Origin of the sequence: Shewanella sp. 10N.286.48.B5 (assembly GCF_002874355.2) — a bacterium.
Taxonomy (GTDB): Bacteria; Pseudomonadota; Gammaproteobacteria; order Enterobacterales; family Shewanellaceae; genus Shewanella.
The window spans coordinates 2,269,564-2,289,757 of sequence record NZ_MCVG02000001.1 but is presented as its reverse complement, the minus strand read 5'-3'; the positions used below and the strand labels follow the sequence as shown (position 1 = coordinate 2,289,757).

14 protein-coding genes are annotated in these 20,194 nt (G+C 39.7%); 10 read left to right on the top strand and 4 right to left on the bottom strand.

What is annotated here, in order from left to right:
• Positions 1–59 precede the first annotated feature (59 nt).
• The 4 genes from BCU57_RS09805 to norV form a co-directional block, all read right to left on the bottom strand.
• Positions 60–4,004 carry a translocation/assembly module TamB domain-containing protein gene (locus BCU57_RS09805; RefSeq protein ID WP_102439891.1) on the bottom strand — a complete coding sequence of 1,315 codons (3,945 nt, stop codon included), beginning with the start codon at positions 4,002–4,004 and terminating at the stop codon, positions 60–62.
• Positions 4,004–5,800, bottom strand: coding sequence for an autotransporter assembly complex protein TamA (locus BCU57_RS09800; RefSeq protein WP_102439895.1), 1,797 nt, complete (start codon positions 5,798–5,800; stop codon positions 4,004–4,006). The genes BCU57_RS09805 and BCU57_RS09800 overlap by 1 nt, the downstream gene beginning before the upstream one ends.
• 352 nt (positions 5,801–6,152) lie before the next feature.
• On the bottom strand, positions 6,153–7,289 hold the full coding sequence (gene norW / locus BCU57_RS09795) for an NADH:flavorubredoxin reductase NorW (RefSeq protein ID WP_102439890.1): 1,137 nt from the start codon (positions 7,287–7,289) through the stop codon (positions 6,153–6,155).
• Complete coding sequence (norV, locus tag BCU57_RS09790; RefSeq protein WP_102439889.1) at positions 7,289–8,866, bottom strand: anaerobic nitric oxide reductase flavorubredoxin; 1,578 nt, start codon at positions 8,864–8,866, stop codon at positions 7,289–7,291. The genes norW and norV overlap by 1 nt, the downstream gene beginning before the upstream one ends.
• Before the next feature lie 230 nt (positions 8,867–9,096).
• On the opposite strand from norV, the gene norR reads away from it, so the two are divergent.
• The 10 genes from norR (at position 9,097) to BCU57_RS09740 (ending at position 19,858) form a co-directional block, all read left to right on the top strand.
• Positions 9,097–10,686 (top strand): nitric oxide reductase transcriptional regulator NorR, encoded by a 1,590-nt coding sequence (norR, locus tag BCU57_RS09785; protein ID WP_102439888.1) that lies wholly within the window; start codon positions 9,097–9,099, stop codon positions 10,684–10,686.
• A 79-nt stretch (positions 10,687–10,765) separates the two neighbouring features.
• Positions 10,766–10,975, top strand: a complete 210-nt coding sequence (locus BCU57_RS09780; RefSeq protein WP_241903570.1) for a hypothetical protein — start codon at positions 10,766–10,768, stop codon at positions 10,973–10,975.
• Positions 10,976–10,989: 14 nt separating this feature from the next.
• Entirely contained in the window at positions 10,990–11,235 is a 246-nt protein-coding gene (locus tag BCU57_RS09775) for an HAD hydrolase-like protein (RefSeq protein WP_241903572.1), read from the top strand.
• A 129-nt stretch (positions 11,236–11,364) separates the two neighbouring features.
• Positions 11,365–12,393 (top strand): isoaspartyl peptidase/L-asparaginase family protein, encoded by a 1,029-nt coding sequence (locus BCU57_RS09770; protein WP_413211423.1) that lies wholly within the window; start codon positions 11,365–11,367, stop codon positions 12,391–12,393.
• 773 nt (positions 12,394–13,166) lie between these two features.
• Positions 13,167–13,760, top strand: a complete 594-nt coding sequence (locus BCU57_RS09765) for a hypothetical protein (RefSeq protein WP_102439886.1) — start codon at positions 13,167–13,169, stop codon at positions 13,758–13,760.
• A gap of 80 nt (positions 13,761–13,840) precedes the next feature.
• On the top strand, positions 13,841–14,242 hold the full coding sequence (locus BCU57_RS09760) for an ACT domain-containing protein (RefSeq protein WP_102439885.1): 402 nt from the start codon (positions 13,841–13,843) through the stop codon (positions 14,240–14,242).
• A gap of 270 nt (positions 14,243–14,512) precedes the next feature.
• Entirely contained in the window at positions 14,513–15,439 is a 927-nt protein-coding gene (locus tag BCU57_RS09755; RefSeq protein WP_102439884.1) for a GGDEF domain-containing protein, read from the top strand.
• Positions 15,440–15,699: 260 nt separating this feature from the next.
• Positions 15,700–15,999, top strand: a complete 300-nt coding sequence (locus BCU57_RS09750; protein WP_198589964.1) for a hypothetical protein — start codon at positions 15,700–15,702, stop codon at positions 15,997–15,999.
• A 598-nt stretch (positions 16,000–16,597) separates the two neighbouring features.
• Entirely contained in the window at positions 16,598–17,521 is a 924-nt protein-coding gene (locus BCU57_RS09745; RefSeq protein WP_102439883.1) for a transporter substrate-binding domain-containing protein, read from the top strand.
• Positions 17,522–17,527: 6 nt separating this feature from the next.
• Entirely contained in the window at positions 17,528–19,858 is a 2,331-nt protein-coding gene (locus tag BCU57_RS09740) for a putative bifunctional diguanylate cyclase/phosphodiesterase (RefSeq protein ID WP_102439882.1), read from the top strand.
• Positions 19,859–20,194: the final 336 nt, after the last annotated feature.

The following is a 20,194-nucleotide window of genomic DNA, read 5'->3' as shown; positions in this document are numbered from 1 at the left end:
TTGAATGAAAAAAGCGCTTTAAGGCGCTTTTTTTGTGACTAAAATTTGGTTTGTAACGCTTAATCAATATCAAAGCTATAGTAAATATCTAAGGATTGATTTAAGTTGCCTGATACGGTTTCTAGGTAAAGCTGTGAAAAAATATAATACCTTACCGTCATTTCATAGCCGGGGTTAAAAACACCAATACCGTATTTCACCATCAAGTCTTCGCCAATATAACCGCTAATGGCAAAGCGTCCTTCATCGTTGGCATCAAGTTGTACATTAGAAAAGCCCATTTTTTCAATTAAGCCCGTCGCTGTTGAGCCAATGTTGTTCATTGCGCCGCCGCCAAACTGTGAGCCTAAGCTTAACGCCGCGCTCATCATTAAAGCATTATTTTGATCATTACCAGAGTTCGCAAAGCCTGTGCCGGTGACTATGTAGGATAGAATTTCGGCTTGCTCTTTGGCAGGGTTTGAAAACAAGGTCACTACTGGCTGCATGGCTGTGCCTGTGACTCTCACGCCTGCGGTGAGATCTTCATCTTTGATTTCTTTTACTGCTTCAATATTTAAGTTGGGTACTGAGCTTGGGCCAACAAACTGCACTTCACCAGTACTGATGGTTAGGGTTTGCCCCATAAATTTATAACTGCCATTATTCACTTTAATATCACCAAATAACAGCGGTGGTTTGAAGGCTTGTTGCTGTAGCAATAATGTTCCTTCTAACTTGCCGTTTAAGCCCATGCCATCAATGTTAAGGTTCTTGCCCACATTAATATTGAGATCGGCGACGATAGCGTAAGGGCTGACTTTTTCTTCTTGTTCTGAAATCGAGTCTTTAAATACCACATCGCTAGATATCGCTACACCACCCTCAGCTAGTTGAACTAATGTAATTTCCCCGCTAGGAATATCGACAGTGCCCGTGATCGCCAGCTGATTTTTACTAAAGTTAATTTTTACATCAGGAGTAATATCCAATATTGCGATAGGGGGCTGAATAAAGGCGAGCTTTTTACCTTTTATATCAATTTCACCATTAAAGTTACCCTCTGGCCAAGCCAACTTACCATTGATATTTGCCTGGCCTTTCCCCATGGTTAAATCGCCTGTTACATTACCTTGTTGGCCAGCGAGCTCCATTATTAAATTGATATTTTCAATCAAAGTCGGGTTGTTTGTAGTGGCAATAGCTGCTTTTGATAGTGTCATTTTGCCACCGACTTCAGGCTCATTTAAAGTGCCTAATAAGGTTAAATCAGTGGAAAACAGTCCTTGTAATGTCGCCAGCTCAGGGAAGAAGCCCTGTAAGCCAGTTAAATCTAACTCGTCAATATTGATATGCCCTGATAGCTCTCTTGAAGGCTGGGTGCTGATGTTAACTTGGCTGCTGATATCTGAGATGCTATCTGCTTGCACTGATAATTGACCCGTTAGTTGCTGCTCATCTAATGTGACATGTAAGTTAACTAAGTCGTAAATGATATCGATGCGATCATTCTCTGAGCGCTTTAATTCTAATTTGCCCTCAGATAAGGTTAAATCAACATCTGCTTGTAACTTTTCAACCTCAGACCAATTCAGTTTGGCATCAAGGCTAGAGTCACCAATCCATACCAAGCGTTCGGGTAATATTGGCTGCAGTAGGCGGCCAGGTGTGCCTTGTGCAAGAATATGAATATCCCCTTGGGTACCAAAATTTGCAGGTTCAATCAGGCACAGGCTATTGCTGGGGTGATTAATGCAAAAAGGACTGGCGCTGCCAAGTTGATTGAGTTGATCCCAAACGATCATGATGGGCTTATCTAACTGCCAATCTCCGAGCATATTGGTTAAGGATAAGGCGTTAACTTCAGTATCAAAGCGTTGTTTATCTGCCGTGTATATATTGCTCAATTGGGTGTTAATGGCTAGCTCTCCACCCGTAGACAGTTGCAATGTTTGCTGGCCAAGATCTCCTGAGGCGATTAGCTCTACGTCAGTTAAGTCCAGTTCGCTCCAGCTAAAAGCAGTACTGGCGAGATTCACGCTAAATTGATGCTCATTTAACGGTAAGTAGTGACCCGTTAATGTCAGTCTGTCGAGCTTCATATCGGCAAAATCAAAATCGGCCACTTGGCCGTTAATATCAACGATAGGTTGTTTGGCATCGCCAGTGACATCGATTTTTGCGGTAATTGACCCTTTACTATCTGGTAGCCACTGGCTGATGTCAGGTACATCAAGTAATGCATCTACATCCCATACTGTATCTGCTTGACCATTGATAAGTAGGGTTGTGCCGAGGGCTTGTGCTTGTAGGTCTTTGGCATTGATGGCGAAGTTATTATCAAATTGTACCTGACCTTTAACGCTAAGAGGGTACTGATTTAAACTGCCGCTTAAATCACTGTCTACAATATTTACTTCCCAGCTAGTATCAGAAACCTTACCTGTGGTGGTTAATATCCCACTGATGTGGCTGCTAAGCTCGGTGAGTTCATAAAGATAATCGATTTTTTCTAGCTGTAAATCAGTGGTGTCGAGTTTGGCTTGCCAGCTAAAATCATTGCCCCAATCAAGACTCGCTTGACCTGCGATATCCCCCGCATCTGAGCTAATGACAATATCTGCAATATCCACATTGGTATGTGATAGCTGCATTGCGCTATTAACTTCAAGCTGCGGGTGATAGGGGCTGAGGAATTGCCCATCAAGGACAACATGTTGTTGGTTGAAGTCACCGGTACTTGATAATGTTTTGATATCAGTGACATAGTCAGGCTTAATCAAAGGCCACTGAATTTGGGCTTTGCTTATATCAATTCGATAAGGCATTTCGGGCTTACTCAAAGTGATATTTGAGTCAAAATTAATGGTAAAGTCACCTTCAGCGGCAAGGGTAACGGCTAAATCATCAAAGCCGTTGTGTGCACTGAGTTTGATTTTTTGCTGGGTTAATTCAGGAATTTCGGCCACATTGTTAAGGCTAAAATCGGCGTTAATATTCATTGGGTAATCGTGATTTAAACGGATATCGCCTTCTAATGTTGCCTCACCGTAATCATGAGTGATGGCTAATTGCTGCACATCAATTAAGTCATCAACATAGCTGCCTGCTAAGGTTATTTTTGCGAAATCATCGGTTCTTGCTCCCAAGACCATCACGCTGTTATTACTAATCAGTTGTTCAAGGTAAATAGGGAATGACATATAAACCACTGGTAATGCTGCCATAGCCCAGTCGTCATTTACCTCAGTGGTATTGTTCGGCGCTGCAACATCATCACTGGCAAGAGGAATATCAACCAGCAAACCGTCACTATAAAGGTAATTAACTCTTAAGCCTTTGCTATTCCATAGTGCTTTGCCTTGCAAGCGGCTGGCGTTATAGCGCATGTCATTTACGCTGACCTCAACTGAGTTTAAGTCTAATTCGTTAAGGCCAATAACTACAGGTAAAATCAGCGGTTCAGGTACTTCATCTTTACTTTCATTAGTTTTATCAGTGTTAGCTGGCTGATTATCTGCTAATGCAGCTTGAGTTGTTCGAGCGTTTGCAACGGTACTTTCACTAGGCACATCATCGGCAAACTCATCAGTAGCTACTCGTACCCGCACGCCACTTGCGTGTAACTTATCGACACAAATTTGCTTGTTAAACAAACAGGTTGGCAGCCAAGATAAGCTTAAGTCATCAACCTCTACCGCTACGCCATCCATTGACCAGCTTGCATGGTTAAATTCGAGTTGCTTATTGATGGTGCCAGAGCGTAAGTCTAATGCGAGATTGGGCACAAATTGATTGGCTAACATCACTGACATACGTGCGCCGAAAGGCGTGCCAATGAGCACTGCTAGCAAAATTAAAATCAGCAGTGGAATATAGATAATCACTCGAGTGGTATGTTTGAAGTATTTCCATAATCGCGCCCAAAGCGTTAATGGCGGCTTTGCTGGCACTTTATCTAGTGGTGTAGCGTCATGGGCTTCATGGTCGTTATGATGCTGGGGTAGCTTGGATTTTTCTGTCATTACAAATCCGTCCCCATGGTTAAATGAATTCGCCAAGATCTATCGACCGTTTCTGTTTCTTTCAAGCCGACACCTAAATCGAATCTAATGGGTCCGATAGGAGAGATCCAGTGAACGCCGCCGCCGACGGAGGCAATAGGTTCAAATGTTTCTGTATCAAAAGCGTTACCCGCATCCACAAAGCTGGCAAGTCGCCATGTGTCAGTTAAATAAAATTGATACTCTAAACTGCCCACCATCAAATAACGACCGCCGACAACCTGACGTGACGTGCTACCGTCTTCGTTGGTGTATTCAATGAATGGCCCTAGCTCTTGGTAGCCATAACCGCGAATACTCTGATCGCCACCGGTAAAATAACGTAGCGAAGGTGATATTTGGGCGATATCGTCACTATCAGCAATGTTGGCGCCTAAGTCGAGTCGGGCTACAAAACGATGCCGATCGAAAAAGGTATCAATCCATTTAAAGTTAGCTTCAAATTTTAACAGTCGAATTTCAGAGCCTAAATTAGGGTCACCATATTGCATACTGTAAATATGACGGTAGCCCGACTTGGGGTCTAAGGTGTTATCGCCGCGAACGGTTTTGCCAATACCAAAGCCTGCAAGAAGGAATTTTGAATCGTAATCAATATTGGATTGATTATAAAGCTCTTGGCTATATTCAAGTGAATAACCAAATAGCCATTGGTCGGCTAGGGTTTGTTGTCTGATCACCCCGAGTAAACGTTTCTCTGACTCTAGCTGGCCAGTGTAATCGTAGCTTCTATCTTCTTCATTATAATCTTGGGTAACGCCATATTTATCTCGCAGTAATCCAATCTTAAATTGTAGCTGATCATCTAACGGGTGCTTTAACGGAATAGTATAGGTGGTTAAAAACTTAGGCCTGTCAGGTGACCATTCCATAGTAGTTTCTTGAGTATGGCCATAGCTGTTAATTTGCGGCATCCGCCAAGTGAGCCTGACCCTTGGCTCAATGGTTTTTTCGGCATTGGTACCAATATCGGCACCCAAACCTAATTCAAATGAGTGTGTTGGTCTTGGGCTTAAGTCAACTCTGATGGGGACATCGACGTCGGTCATGGCATCAACTTGTGGTAACACTTTGATATTACTAAAGTAGCCAGTATCGATAAGGTTGCGGTTCAATCGATTTAACCGCCGGGTTGAATAATTTGAATTGGGTTTAAACGGGATGAGTTTTTTCATGAACTCATCATTGAGAGTATGACCATGAAACTCGACGTTACCCAGTTGATAGCGTCTACCTGAGTCATAATGCAAGTGGATTTTAGCGGTATTCACATCCCGATTAACCACCACTTCAGCCCGTGAGAATTTTCCATCGAAGTAGCCTCTGGCCATAGCTAATGTAACCAGCTGATTTTTTAACTCTTGGTATACGCCGTGATCTAACACATCACCAGGTTTGATAGTTAACTGATCAAGCCAACGATTAAAGCTGTTATCTTCAATCATTTGCTCACTGAATTTAATGTCTATCCACTGAACAATGGTAGGCGCACCTTCATCGATATCGATGTTAAGTTTCCAGGGGCCCTTGGTCGCTTCTTCAACGTTAATCGATACTTTTGCGTGATAATGGCCGATGGATTCCAGCGCGGCGTTAACATTGTCTTCTACAGTAAATAAATAGGCTCTGCGTTGTACTTCAGAATCAGGGTTATTGCCTAAATGCGCTTGGATATTTTTGGTTAACCGTCCTGATGCGCCCGTTACCTTGACCGTTAACCAGTTATCTTTTGCCCAAGCGAAATTAGGTACCATCATGACAATGGCAGCAAAGGCGACAACGCAATATTGAAAAGATTTAAATAACAATTATAGGATGCTTATAAAGGCCATAAACTCATACTGTATTGTCGCTAGAATATGTGAATCAGGCAAGTTGTGGATTGAAATTAACCTTTGAAATGCATAGAAAGAATCGTCTGATTAAAGCATTAATATAAAAACCAGTCATTCCAGTGCTCGGCTTAAGATAGGTTTTGGCCATGCAAGGTCAAAGCTACCTTGATTTTACCTTAATGTTGGAGTGATTTAATCGTCCAAATAAAAAAGCAGAACTAATTACTGTTCTGCTTTGTTGTTTAGTGTTGGTGAAGCTATTAAATTAAGGTTTTTAGAGTTGTCTTAACAAAGAGAATGCTTGTTGAGTACAATCTTGAGTCACCACAAATCCCACCATGTTATCAGCGCTGTCATAGCCTTTGGCGACAATGCCTTGAGATTGAACATCAAGATTCCAACGTGATACTGAACTAGAGTCGGTTTTACCACCTATTTGAATGGGGTAATTAGGGGTTTTAACCTTGACCATCATATTTAGCAGTGTCACCTTGGTTGCTTCTCCCAATAATGTTTTCCCTAATGCAGCAGCGCTAATTAAGGTCGGTTGTAAATACGCTTTTACTTGCCCTTCAAATTCAGCGCAATCCCCTAAAGCGTATATATTAGCATTAGACGTTTGCATGAACTCGTTAACACATATGCCGCGGTTAACCTCTAGGTTTGCACGCTGCGCAAGGTTTATATTGGGTTTTAAACCAGCGCACACAAGAATTTGCTCAATCTCAATTTGCTCGCCGCTAGTTAACGTGGCGACAACCCCATAATCAGTTTGAGCTATTGTGCTAACCCCGGTGGCGGTATATACCTTTATGGTTTTCAGCTCTAAAGCTTGAGTGAGCTTCTGGGCAACATACTCAGGCAATTGAATTTGCATCAGCTGGCTATTGGGCTCAACTAAGGTAACTTTTTTACCTGCATTGGCAAGATCTAATGCCACCTCAACCCCAATCAAGCCGCCACCAATCACTAATACTGATTTAGCATTTTGAATGTGTTGCTGGTTTTGTTCAAAATCATTCAGGCTATTAAGCGTTAGCGCTAAACCGTCATGCATACCAGTAATGGGCGGTACAAAAGGAGTCGCCCCAGTGGCAAATACCAATTTTTGATACTCAAAACTTTGGTTGTTTGCTGTGATGATTTGTTTATTAGTATCAATATTGGTCACGTGATGCTCAGCAAACAACTCAACATTAAATTGCTGTTTAAAGTCATCAGCATGAATAGTAATAACATCAGCAACAGACTGCTTTTTAGAGAATACATGGCTTAAATCTGGCTTGTTATAATCATGGCCTTTATCTGCGGTAATTACAGTAATGGCAACATTGCTATCCATACGGCGTAATGTTTTCACCAACTGGTAAGCGGCAAAGCCGCTGCCAATAATGGTAATGGGTTTATTCATTACGCAACCTCAACCTTGCTATGTACAGCAAATACATCCTTACCGAGATTACATTCTGGACATAAGAAGTAATCAGGTACTTCAGCCCAGCTTGTGCCGGGTAACACGCCTTGATTCGGTTCGCCAATGCTAGGATCGTAAACCCAATTACACACAGTGCAAATCATGCATTGGCAATCGCTATCATGGGCTTCGCTTTCAGCTGTTGTGTTTGATGCACCTACATTTTCAACGGATGTTATTTGTGACACGCTATTAGTATTATCTACAGCAGCAACATCTACAGCAGTAACTTCTGCAGTAATAGCTAGAGGCTCTACTGCTTTAAACAGTACCGGCTCAGCAACGGGCTCTGGTACAAAAGGGGTAATATTAAGCTCATGCAATGCCCATTGCTTTGCAATTTGTTGGCCGTGTGCACGACAAATTCGCATCGCTTTACCATCTGGACGCCACTTGGTTTTTAAGCCTACCGTGGTTTCAAAACCGGCATCGGTTAAGCGTGAATGAATACGGTCAACTGCGCCGCCATTCCAGCCATAACTGCCAAATGCGCCCGCTTTTTTCTGCTTGAATCGTAAACCGGTTATTTCTTCTAGCATGCCGGCAATTTTAGGCATCATCACGTTATTCATGGTTGAAGAACCGACTAACACCCCTTTTGAGCGAAATACGTTAGTGAGGATTTCATTTTTATCATGGCGTGACACATTAAAGACTTTTACTGCAACACCAGGGTCGACATCATGAATACCTTGGGCGATAGAGTCGGCCATCATACGGGTGTTGTTAGACATAGAATCATAGAAAATGGTGATGCGATCTTCTTGATAGCTATCAGCCCATTCAAGGTATTGTTCAATAATTTGGATGGGGTTATCGCGCCACACAATACCGTGCGATGTAGCAATCATATCAACAGGTAAATTAAAGCTTAGTACCTCTTTGATTTTGGCAATAACAAGGCTGCTAAACGGCGTTAAAATGTTAGCGTAATAACGCATGCATTGATCCATTAATTCAGCTTGGTCGACTTCGTCATTGAATAAATGTTCATCACAGTAATGCTGTCCAAAGGCATCATTACTAAACAGCACTGCATCACCGGTGATGTAAGTCATCATGCTGTCTGGCCAGTGCAGCATTGGCGCTTCAATAAACACTAATTGCTTGCCATTACCGATGTCTAAACTGTCGCCGGTTTTAACGGTTTTAAAGTTCCACTCTGGGTGATGGTGGTGTCCAACAATCGAATCAATCGCTGCTTCAGTACAATAAATAGGCGTATTCGGAATGCGCTCCATTAGCGCCGCTAAAGCACCTGAATGATCTTCTTCAGCATGGTTGATGACAATATAATCGATACTGGTAAGATCGATTTCCATTTCAAGGTTTTGTAAAAACTGTAGGCTGAAACGGTGGTCTACCGTATCGATAAGGACGGTTTTTTCTTCACGTATTAAATAACTGTTATAGCTAGTGCCTTTCGTCATTTTATATTCAGTACCATGGAAATCTTGAACTTCCCAATCGCGTTGACCTACCCAATGAATGTTGTTCTTTACATGAATTGTCATATTACAGCCTTTATATAAAACATAATTTAATAAGAATCTTGTCCAGCACATTGCACGTAGTAGGCCAACTTTTTAACATGCTGTTTTTGTGAGTTATCTAAAAAATAAGCTAAATTAATTATCTTTTTGATAATCAATTTTGGTTGTCAATTGGATAATTAATTATCGATTTGATAATTAAATGCTATGCTGAGCTCAGGTAATGATGTGTTTGAACAAGTGGCGGTAATATGGATCAATATAAGAATGATTGGATACAAGTCGCTTTAGATATCTCCTCCAGTATTTCAGAGCAAGACCGCTTTGAGCGCTTACTGGCGACCATTCAAAGTCAGCTTAAATGCGATGCTGCCGCACTATTGCTATTCAAAGGGCAACAGTTTATTCCACTTGCAATCAATGGCTTGACTGAAGATGTGTTAGGCAGACGCTTTGAAATTGAACAACATCCTCGCTTAGAAGCGATTGCCCGTGCAGGTGATATCGTCAGATTCCCGCCTGACAGTGATTTACCCGACCCCTATGATGGACTCATCCCGAATCATGATGAAATGCTTCATGTTCACTCCTGCATTGGCTTACCGCTTATTCAGCAAGGTCGCCTAATTGGCGCTGTCACCATCGATGCTTTTGACCCTCACCAGTTTGATGACTTTCAAGACAGTGATTTACGTTTAATCAGTGCCTTGGCGGCAAACAGCTTACATACCGCCTTATTAGTGGAAAAACTAGAAAGCAATATTGACGTTATTAATTCAGAAAAGCCTCAAAGCTTTAGCGCCAGTCACCATGAGATGATTGGGAAATCGAAAGGCATGCAGGCGCTAAAATCTCATATTGAGGCGGTAGCACAAACGGATTTGTCGGTACTAATTATGGGTGAAACAGGCGTGGGTAAAGAGCTGGTTGCGCATGCTGTTTTTGAAAAGTCGACTCGAAGCACCCAGCCATTTATTTACCTTAACTGCGCCGCATTGCCAGAATCTGTGGCTGAAAGTGAGTTATTTGGTCATGTGAAAGGCGCGTTTACTGGGGCGATTAGTCATCGAAAAGGTAAGTTTGAACTAGCCAATAATGGCACTTTATTTTTAGATGAAGTGGGTGAGCTGTCGTTAGCATTACAAGCAAAATTACTGCGGGCATTGCAGTATGGCGATATTCAACGTGTTGGTGATGATAATAATATTAAAGTTGATGTGCGCATTATCGCCGCAACTAATCGCATCATGCATGAAGAGGTTAAAGCTGGGCATTTTAGATCTGACTTATATCATCGTTTAAGTGTGTTTCCTTTATTTGTACCGCCACTACGAGAACGCGGTAAAGACATTATATTACTGGCAGGTTTTTTCGCAGAGCGTTGCCAGCACAAACTGAATGTCGCCAGCATTAAACTGGATACTCAGGTGCTTGCGTTGTTACAACAAACCCAGTGGGAAGGGAATGTACGTGAATTAGAGCACGCTTTGAATCGCGCTGCAGTGCTGGCCAAAGCGGAAACTAATTCAACGCACCTAATTCTAAAACCTCATCATTTTAATTTACTGCAAACAACGCAGCTGATGTTCTCTGAAGATGAGTCCTCAAATGCATCAACTCAGGTAACTAAGCCTAGTTTATCGCAGCAGTCATTTGAATCACAGAAGGGATTTGAACCCTATGTGCATATGGATTTAAAAAATGCCACAGAACTGTTTCAAACTAAACTGATTCAACAAACCTATGTCGCCAATAATGAAAAACTGACCAATACAGCCAATGCACTAGGATTAAGCCCCGGTAATCTACATCGATTAATGAAACGACTCAATTTAAAGTAAGTAAACGATTCTCTTGATACATTTAGTTGGTAATGTTTTAAATTAGACTAACCGATATTGTTGAGTACAAGGAAGGTAAATGAAAGCTATCTATTTGTTTGATTGGGGTGACACCTTGATGGTCGACTTTACCGATGAGCAAGGAAAAATGTGTCATTGGGAAAAGGTTAAAGCGGTTGATGGCGCAATTGAAACCCTTGCTTACTTGTCATCATCTGCTGATATTTATGTCGCCACTGGCGCTGCAGACTCCGCAGAAGTTGACATTAAACAAGCTTTGAACGTGTAGGATTAGATCCATTCATTAGCGGCTATTTTTGCAAAGCAAACCTTGGTTTCTCTAAAGGAGAAGTTGAGTTCCTGCCGTCAATCATTAATAAACTTGATGCTGAAAAGTCTCAAGTAACCATGGTAGGGGACAGTTTACTTAAAGATATTCAGCCAGCGATTGCAGCGGGTATTAACGCAATTTGGTTGACTGACCAGCCGAGACTCCAAGTTCCTCATGGCGCCAGTGCTATTCAACAATTGAATGAGCTTTGCATCTGAAGCATAAGTAAGCCTTTAATAAACTATTTTTAAATAATCAAAATTTATTAACTTCGTTGCTTAATGCTATTTTTACCATAGAATCAATAAACTTAGCCGCTTCTCCCCTTGATAAATATGAGAATAACAATGAATAAATTAACCATGTTGTCATGTATTACACTACTTGCTTCATCGTTTGGCAGCGTTGCCAATGACAAGCCGTTTGCCATCGCTATTCATGGCGGTGCAGGCACGATAAAGGCCAGTAGTTTTACTCCTGAGCAAGAACAAGCCTATCGCGCTAAATTAAAAGAGGCCGTTGATACGGGTTATGTGGTGTTAGAAAAGGGCGGTTCAAGCCTTGAAGCAGTAACTCAAGCTATTAATGTTTTAGAGGATTCGCCATACTTTAATGCAGGCAAAGGGGCGGTTTATACCCACAATGAACAGCATGAAATGGACGCCTCTATTATGGATGGAAAAACCATGAATGCAGGCGCTGTATCGGGGGTTAAGCACGTTAAAAATCCCATTGATTTGGCGCGTTTGGTGATGGATAAATCAGTACATGTGATGCTCTATGGCGAAGGCGCTGAAGAGTTTGCCTTAACCCAAGGGGTGCCGCTGGTTGCCAATGAGACTTTTAATACTCAACACCGCTATGAATCATTGCAACGGGCTAAAGCTAAAATGGAGCAAGCAAAATTAGATAATAAAGACTATATCGCTTCCCATAATGCACTCGATGTCGAATTTAAAGTGGGCACAGTGGGCGCGGTAGCTCTGGATAAAAGTGGCAATATTAGTGCGGGTACATCAACAGGCGGCATGACCAATAAGCGTTATGGTCGTATTGGTGACGCACCCGTTATTGGCGCAGGCACTTATGCTGAAAACGGTGTCTGTGCAGTATCAGCAACTGGCCATGGTGAATATTTTATTCGCTACCATGTGGCTGGGGATATTTGCGCCAAAGTGAAATACCAAGGTAAATCCATTATTCAAGCTGCCGATGAAGTGATTAATCAGCGCCTTATCACTGCGGGTGGCACCGGCGGGGTTATCGCTATTGATCATCGCGGCAATATTGCCACACCATTTAATACCGAAGGTATGTACCGTGCGACCCGTAAAAAGGGTGAACAAGCCCAAGTGATGATTTGGCGAGATAAGTAAGCCCTTTAGTGCGTTTTTTAATACAAGTATTAAGCACTAGCTAAAAAGGCATCAAGTATTCACTTGGTGCCTTTTTTCTTTTAAGCCTTGTTTAAAACTGTTTAAAACTGTTTAATGTGATTGTGCTTGATTATTAATCACTTGAGGCGGGCAAATATTCCCTTTATCTTAATAGGGTTATTCAAATGTTGAGCCTGTGGTGAATTGTATTAGCAAGATCAATGCTAATAGGTATTACATAAGCGTGAGTCAGCGGTAAGCGATTAAAGTTTCTATAGTGCAAATAGAAAGTGATTGATGGTAACTCGTTAGCTGTTGTTGGACTATAGTTAATAATTCTATTTTTGAAATAAAATGGTCGTTGCTTTGTGTTTTTGTTGCAAAGTTTACAGCTTGTTTTGTTACTGCTTTATGGCTGTTGTACATAAGTATAAAAGTCGAGTTTATATGAGCTAAGCCTCTAAATTATCCGTGAGTTAGATACACAAAACCGTATAGTTATACTGAATTATGATTATGTACCAGCCTCAATAACAAGCTAGCTAAGCACAACACTAAACATAGGTTGTGAGACACAAGCTAAGTAAATGAATATTGAAGGTAGGCGATTAATGGGAAAGTCATTTTTTACATTGAATTTGAATGAATACACGCAAGTTGTGATTTGAAGTAAAAAGGCTACAAATACCTAAACGGCGCTGTTAGCCAGTAATGCAAAGACGATATGTAGTATTTAGGAATTTCTTTAAGATTAAGTATTATTAAGGCTAGTTATGAAAGTGGTTAAAGATGGTGTTTACGAGACGGCAAAAATGAACGTTGTGATTGAGGCTAGCTCTGTCATTAAAACATTCAAAAAGGTGAAGGATTACAAGAAGCGCTACTTCAGAGAAAAAATAGCCTTACAACGATTAATCGGGCTCGATAATTTCCCAAAACTACTTCATTTCGACGATGAAAATACCACGCTGACCATGAGTCGTTTAAAAGGTACTGCACCAGAAACCTTATCAGTGAAACAAATTATCCTGTTACGGGAAATGGTTGCCAATATGCTCGCTCAAGGTGTCGCGCGCCATGCAATGCCTGTGCGAGATTTATTAGCAGACAGTGATGAGAACCTGGGCATGGTTGATTTCGAAAGAATTACATTTCGAAGCTTTGAATGGTCGCCAATTTGGTTGATTGCCAAAAAGGTCAGTCATTACCATTTATATCGTTTAATACGAACTTATCAGCCGCAACAATTAACTGAACAAGAATATGCTTTTCTTGCAAAAACTGACACTATTCGTGATTATCTAATGAAGCTAAAACCATTAAAATTAAAACTAAAAAACATGTTTAAAAACCGCAGTAATAAGTAAGTATTAACTTGCCCCGTGATATAGCGATTTATGCCAAGCTTTAGGTTTAATAATAGCGTGTCAGCAATAGAGGAGTCATCATGTCAGGTATTACAGAGTTAAATGCACTATTAAAGTCGATGGAGCCACAACTGCTGCCAGCAGAATTTGTGTTCTGTACGGTTTCAGGCGCGTTAGTTGATTATATTTCCCTTGATCCTGTCGCCACATTTTGTGAAGCAGAAGGATTAACGCTAGTGTTGGATAAAACTGCCGCCCAACAAGCTGGTTTAGGGTTTGAAGGCTCATTTCGCCAAATAACGTTAACAGTGCATTCAAGTCTTGAAGCTGTAGGGTTAACCGCGGCGGTATCTGCCAAATTAACGGCTTATGGTATTAGTGCTAACGTCATTGCGGCTTATTATCACGATCATATCTTTGTTCCATCAGCTAAGGCCGAGTTGGCTCTTTTAGCCTTAAAAGAGTTTAACGCAGTCACTTAAAGCAATTCTATCAACTTGCTTTAAGTGAGTTGGCCATCGCTACTATATTTAACTTAGCGTAGTATTAAACTGCCTTGATACGATTCAACAAACTGCAGCTAAAGTTGCAATTCCTAATCTAGGTGTTAATGTTATTTTTAAATCTTTGATTGGTATGGATCATAGCTTGAATTGTGATAATTCGAGCTTTGTTTAAAATGGATAAAGGCTGAGAAGACATCTTGCTTCGACGTTTTATAGCTTATATTTAACTAAAGGATTAAGCTAATAATGATAGGTAAACACAATAAAATGTCAGGGAATGACTATTTTCTTTTCTTTTTAGAAAGCAGCTCAGATTTTATTTATTTTAAAGACAGGGATTTTCGATTTACCTATGCCAGCAGACCTTTTCTGGATCTTCTGCAAATAAAAAACCTTGAAGATATTATCGGAAAATCAGACTTTGATCTTTTTGATGAGGATCATGCCGCTCATTATCGACAGGTTGATAAAGACATATTAGCGGGTAAAGTTATTGATTCATTGCAAGAAACTTATTTTGATCAACATGGGAAGCTGTGCTGGATAAGCACCAGCAAAACCCCGATTTTTAATGATTCTAACGAAATAATAGGCATGTTTGGGATTAGCCGAGATATCACCCGAATAAAAGAATTAGAAGCGGAAACAACCAAGCTTGCCCAAACTGATAATTTAACCGGATTATGCAACCGTAACAGCTTTTTACAGCAGTCAAGATATACACTCAACCTTGCTCAGCGTAGCGGGAGCCATGCTTATTTATTCTTTATTGATGTAGATAGGTTTAAAGGCATTAATGACACCTATGGTCACCCATGTGGCGATGCTATTTTAAAAGAGATAGCGAGTCGCTTACAGCTTTCATGTCGAAAATCAGATTGTATTGCACGATATGGCGGTGATGAATTTTTAATATTGGTGACCGAAAATGATAGTTTAGGCATCCAAACTTTAGCTCGCAAAATTCATGAACTCAACAGTGAAACAATTACATACGAACAAACTACTTTTAATCTGTCATGCAGTATTGGGGTAGCCAAATTCCCAACAGATGCAGAAAATGCAGAAGGTTTAATAAAAGTTGCAGATGATTTGATGTATGAAGCTAAGAAATTAGGAAAAAATCGAACAGTGTTTTCACCTCAAATCGTCTTTACTTCAAATGATAACTAATGGGACGGTAAAGTCATTGGCTAGTCCTACCTTGTGCCTTGCTGGGTTAATGTGGCAAAAATGCAACGCAGTAATTAAAGTCGCTGTGATTTTTATATGAAGTCTCTATATCAGCAATTCATGCTATGACTGTTATAGCCTGCCATCGCTTAACTCAGCGCTTAATTGACCTGATCCATTAACTGCTCCATGCTATTGCCAATTAATTTAAAAGCCCTATTACAGCAATCTAATTATTCAATCTGCTGATGTTGTTAAATTTGACTACACTAAATACTTCGGCTACAGACTTTATTGGCATTGCACGAACTATGGCGGTAGACCCTTATTTTCCCAATAAGTTAATTGAAAATCCAAACTATGGCATGCCGCTAACTGTTCCAACTACTGGCAAACCTGCGCTAGACAAAATAGGCATGGTTGGACTGGTGTGGTATGAACACCAAATGTGGCGTATCGCCGCAGGTAAAAAAGCCGACCCCAAATTAAGTGCCCTTGGTGTGGTGTTCAAAACTATTCTAAGTGCTGGTTTACATGCGTTTAAAAAGCGCCGGGCATAGGCAGAAAGCACATAAAAGAACAGGGCTTTATTCATCGATGTCGTGGCTCTACCCTCAACGAAAATGTTGCTCGGACATGTTGTAACGTCGATGAGTTCAGCTCACATTTATGTAAGCGGGGCATGTTAAATTCTAAACATCGACCCTAAACTCTAAACATTAGCTGAGATAGGTAATGGATTAGATTAAAGCAAGAACAATTAAGTACAGCTTTGGCTAGCCTCGAGCATAATCATCGAGCTTTCCATTTCGGGAAGCAAAGCCCTTTATAATGATGTGCTAATCAAATCTCTGATAAATTTTATTTTGAATATCTTGTATTAGCTTTTTATCTCCTGTCTGTATACATCCTAAGTAACCTTCTGTTTTTAAGTTATTTAATTAATTTTAAATGAGCCTAAATTAATATTTTTTGTCAAGAAAGCATGAAGCTAAAATAAGTTTTTGTTACTCCGGGAACAGAAAATAATTGACTGATGAACCATAATGTCATTTGAAGTGACATTGTTATCAAAGATAACAAGATGAATATCGTCTATATTGATGTGGTGAGTATCTATTTGTATTAAGTGGGTAGTTTAAATTAGTTGGAAGTAAAATGTTAAATAAAAGAAGCCATATAAACTTATTAAATACATTATGGTTGTTTTGTATTGTTATTTTTAGTCCTCAGTCTCTTGCGTATGATCTTCAAGAGGTTAAGGAATCAGGGGTGCTCAGGCATATTGGCGTTCCCTATGCAAACTTTGTCATTCAATACCCACAAAACGAGAAAACAGTCCTAACAGGTCTCGATGTGGAGCTTATGCAAGGCTTTGCAGAATATTTAGATGTTGAATATCAATTTGTTGAAGCATCTTGGAGCAACCTAATTGGTAAAATTAATGGCCAAAATGCAATCTTTGTAGACAAAAATATTCAGTTAGGATCAAAAGAAGCAATACAAGGCGATGTTATTTCTAATGGATATACCATTCTTGATTGGAGGACTCAACTTGTCGATTTTTCCGAAGTGTATTTTCCATCGGCAGTATGGCTAGTCGCGCGGACAGATTCTAGCTTACAGCCAATTAAGCCTAGTGGTTCGATTACTACTGATATTCAAACGGTAAAATCAAAGCTTTTGGGAAGAGATGTTTTGGCAATGAAGCAATCTTGCTTAGATCCAGATTTATATAATATGGCGCAAACAGGGGCCAATATTATCTTGCCAGTAAAGGCGCGCAAGCTAAATGAAATGGTTCCCGCTATTCTAAATCAAGATGCTGAAAGTACCTTGCTTGATGTACCAGATACACTGATTGCACTGCAAAAGTGGTCGGGCGAAATAAAAGTCATTGGCCCAATATCTGAAGAGCAGCGTATGGCTGTCGCATTCCGTAAAAATTCACCTGAATTACGAAAAGCATTTAATACTTATTTTAAAACAACATTAGTTGACGGCAGTTACATAAAGTTAGTAAAAAAATATTATCCCGATGTCTTCTATTTTTATCCTCAATTTTTTGAAACGTTAGATTAATAGCTGATGAAAGTGATAAAGTTTTTTAGTACTAAAAGTATCATCATAATTGGTGCCGCTATTCTGATTGCGTATCTTGGGTTAATTCTTACTGTCACTCATTTTGGGCAGAGTAAACTCCAAAAATCTCAGGTTAACGTATTGCAGCTTGAGGTCAGTCAATATGTAAAAACCATTGAGTTTATTCTTTCAGTGAGTCAACAATATGTCATTGATTTAGAAGATGATAAAACGGTTAGTACTTTTTTTGCTAATCTCCATTCCGGTATGTCTATGGAGTATGGGCTTGGTTCAAGTTTAACTAATTTACAAAGGCAGTTAGGTTCTTTTGTTGTAAATAGTCAATTAGATGAGCATAAAATATTCAATCGTGTGGTGTTAATTGATTTGTCTGGCAATGCAATCGCAGATACTCATACTGATTTATTTTTTGATAAGGCGAACATTTCAAAGGAAAAAAGCCTAGAACAACAAAGTGAGATTTTTGTAGTAGAAGGTTCCAACGGATTAAAAATACAGTTACATAAAACCGTTTTTCATCAAAGAAAACCTGTTGGAGTATTTGTTGCTGACCTTAATTTACACTTGGTCATCAATCAACTTAAATTACAAAATACTGCTGACCGTCATAGTCGTTTGCAGCTGACAGCCCCTAATGGTAAATCATTACTCATCTGGGACTCTATTTCATCTGACAATAAAAATAATCTCACTTTAAAGCCTGAATTAGCCAATAACATTGCAATTGATAATGAAATTGCAGGTGTTGATTTGTATTTAGAGAGTTGGTTTGAACCTATTTTTGATCAAGATATTCTTACTTCTTCTAATTTCACTTTAATCCTTTCTTTTCTTGCTATCCCCTTGTTATTTGGTCTTTATTACTTATTGAAAATTGATAAGAGCAATACCATTTTACGCACTCAAATTAATGTTTCGGTTGAAGAGCAAGATAAATTAAGTCAGCAAAATGTTTTGTTAGAACGTGAAATAAAAAGGCGTAAACAGTCGGAAAGTCAACTCGCTTATCAAGCAACCCATGACGAACTTACCGGCTTGGTAAATAGGAATGTTAGTCATACATACTTAAGTCAAACTATTCAGCAATCACAAATAAACAACACTGAAATATTAGTCATGTTTATTGATTTAGATAACTTTAAGAAAATTAATGACACACTAGGCCATGCAGCTGGAGACGATATCCTTAAAATGGCAAGTCGTCGCCTACTTGATACCGTGTATGAAACGGATATGGTTGCCCGGTTGGGAGGTGATGAATTTTTACTCATTGCTCAGTCTCAAATGAATATAGGTAGAGCAACAGATCTGGCAACTAAAATTCTTAGTATTTTTGATGAACCATTTATCGTAAATGACTTTGAATTTTTTATAACGGCGAGCATTGGCATGTCTATGTATCCAATGGATGGATATGACCCTGAAACATTGCTGAAAAATGCAGATATGGCCTTGTATCGTGTGAAAGACTCTGGCCGGAATGACTTTAGTTTTTATGACTCAAGTTTAAATGAGTCTTTACAGCAGAGTGTTTTATTAGACAAGCGTTTACGCTTAGCCATTAACAATAATGACATTGAGATGTACTATCAACCGATTATTGAGCTAAAAAGTGGCAAAATTGTCGCAGCAGAAGCCCTTATGCGATGGCATGATAACGAGTTAGGCTTTGTTGCACCTGATATATTTATACCGTTGGCAGAAAAAAACGGTTTGATCCATCAACTTGGTGAATTGGCACTTTTGCAAGCTTGCTATAATACGGCAGAATGGCAAGAAATTACCCCAATAAATATAGCGGTTAATTTTTCTAGTGTGCAATTTAGGTATTGTAATGCTCTCCTCGAAAAAATTGAAACAGCCTTAAATGAGAGTCAACTCCCTGCAGATAAATTGACCATTGAAATTACAGAAAGTCTCTTGATCGATCATAATAAAGACTTACTTAATATGCTTAATAAGGTTGATAAACTTGGCATCGGTCTGTCTATTGATGATTTTGGTGTGGGGTATTCATCATTAAGTTACTTACAAAAATTTCCATTTTCAAAACTTAAAATAGACAAAGCATTTATGGATGGTTTGCAAACGAATGCAGCTAATCGGTCATTAGTGACAGCAATATTCGCAATGGCAAATGCACTAAATTTAAAAGTGATCGCTGAGGGAATAGAAGAGCCATATCAAGCGAAATATTTAGCCGATATGAAATGTGAATTTGGTCAAGGGTATCTGTTTAGTAAAGCGGTAACCGCTGATGAATTTAAACAGTTATTACTTAAAGATAAACAACACCCTTTAGGCTTGGTCATTTAACCAACGGATTATACATGGCTTACATAGTCATTTTATATGATTCAGCTAGACCCTTTCTAACTCCTATTGAATCTAGTCGTCATTCAGTGGTTTAGCGATTATCCATTTGCGATTATCCATTTGCGATTAACTGGCCAAAGGGGATAGCGAATCAAAGTGACCAAACGTGTCTATCTAAATATGAGTTTTAACTAACTTCTCAAGCGGACAAAACGTAAACTAAACTCCCCCATGTATTCACAAACACAAATTCCTGTTACCGCAATCGACTTATTCAATCAACGAATGTTGTTAAATTTGACTACACTCAATAAGAGTACTTAATGAGTACATTGA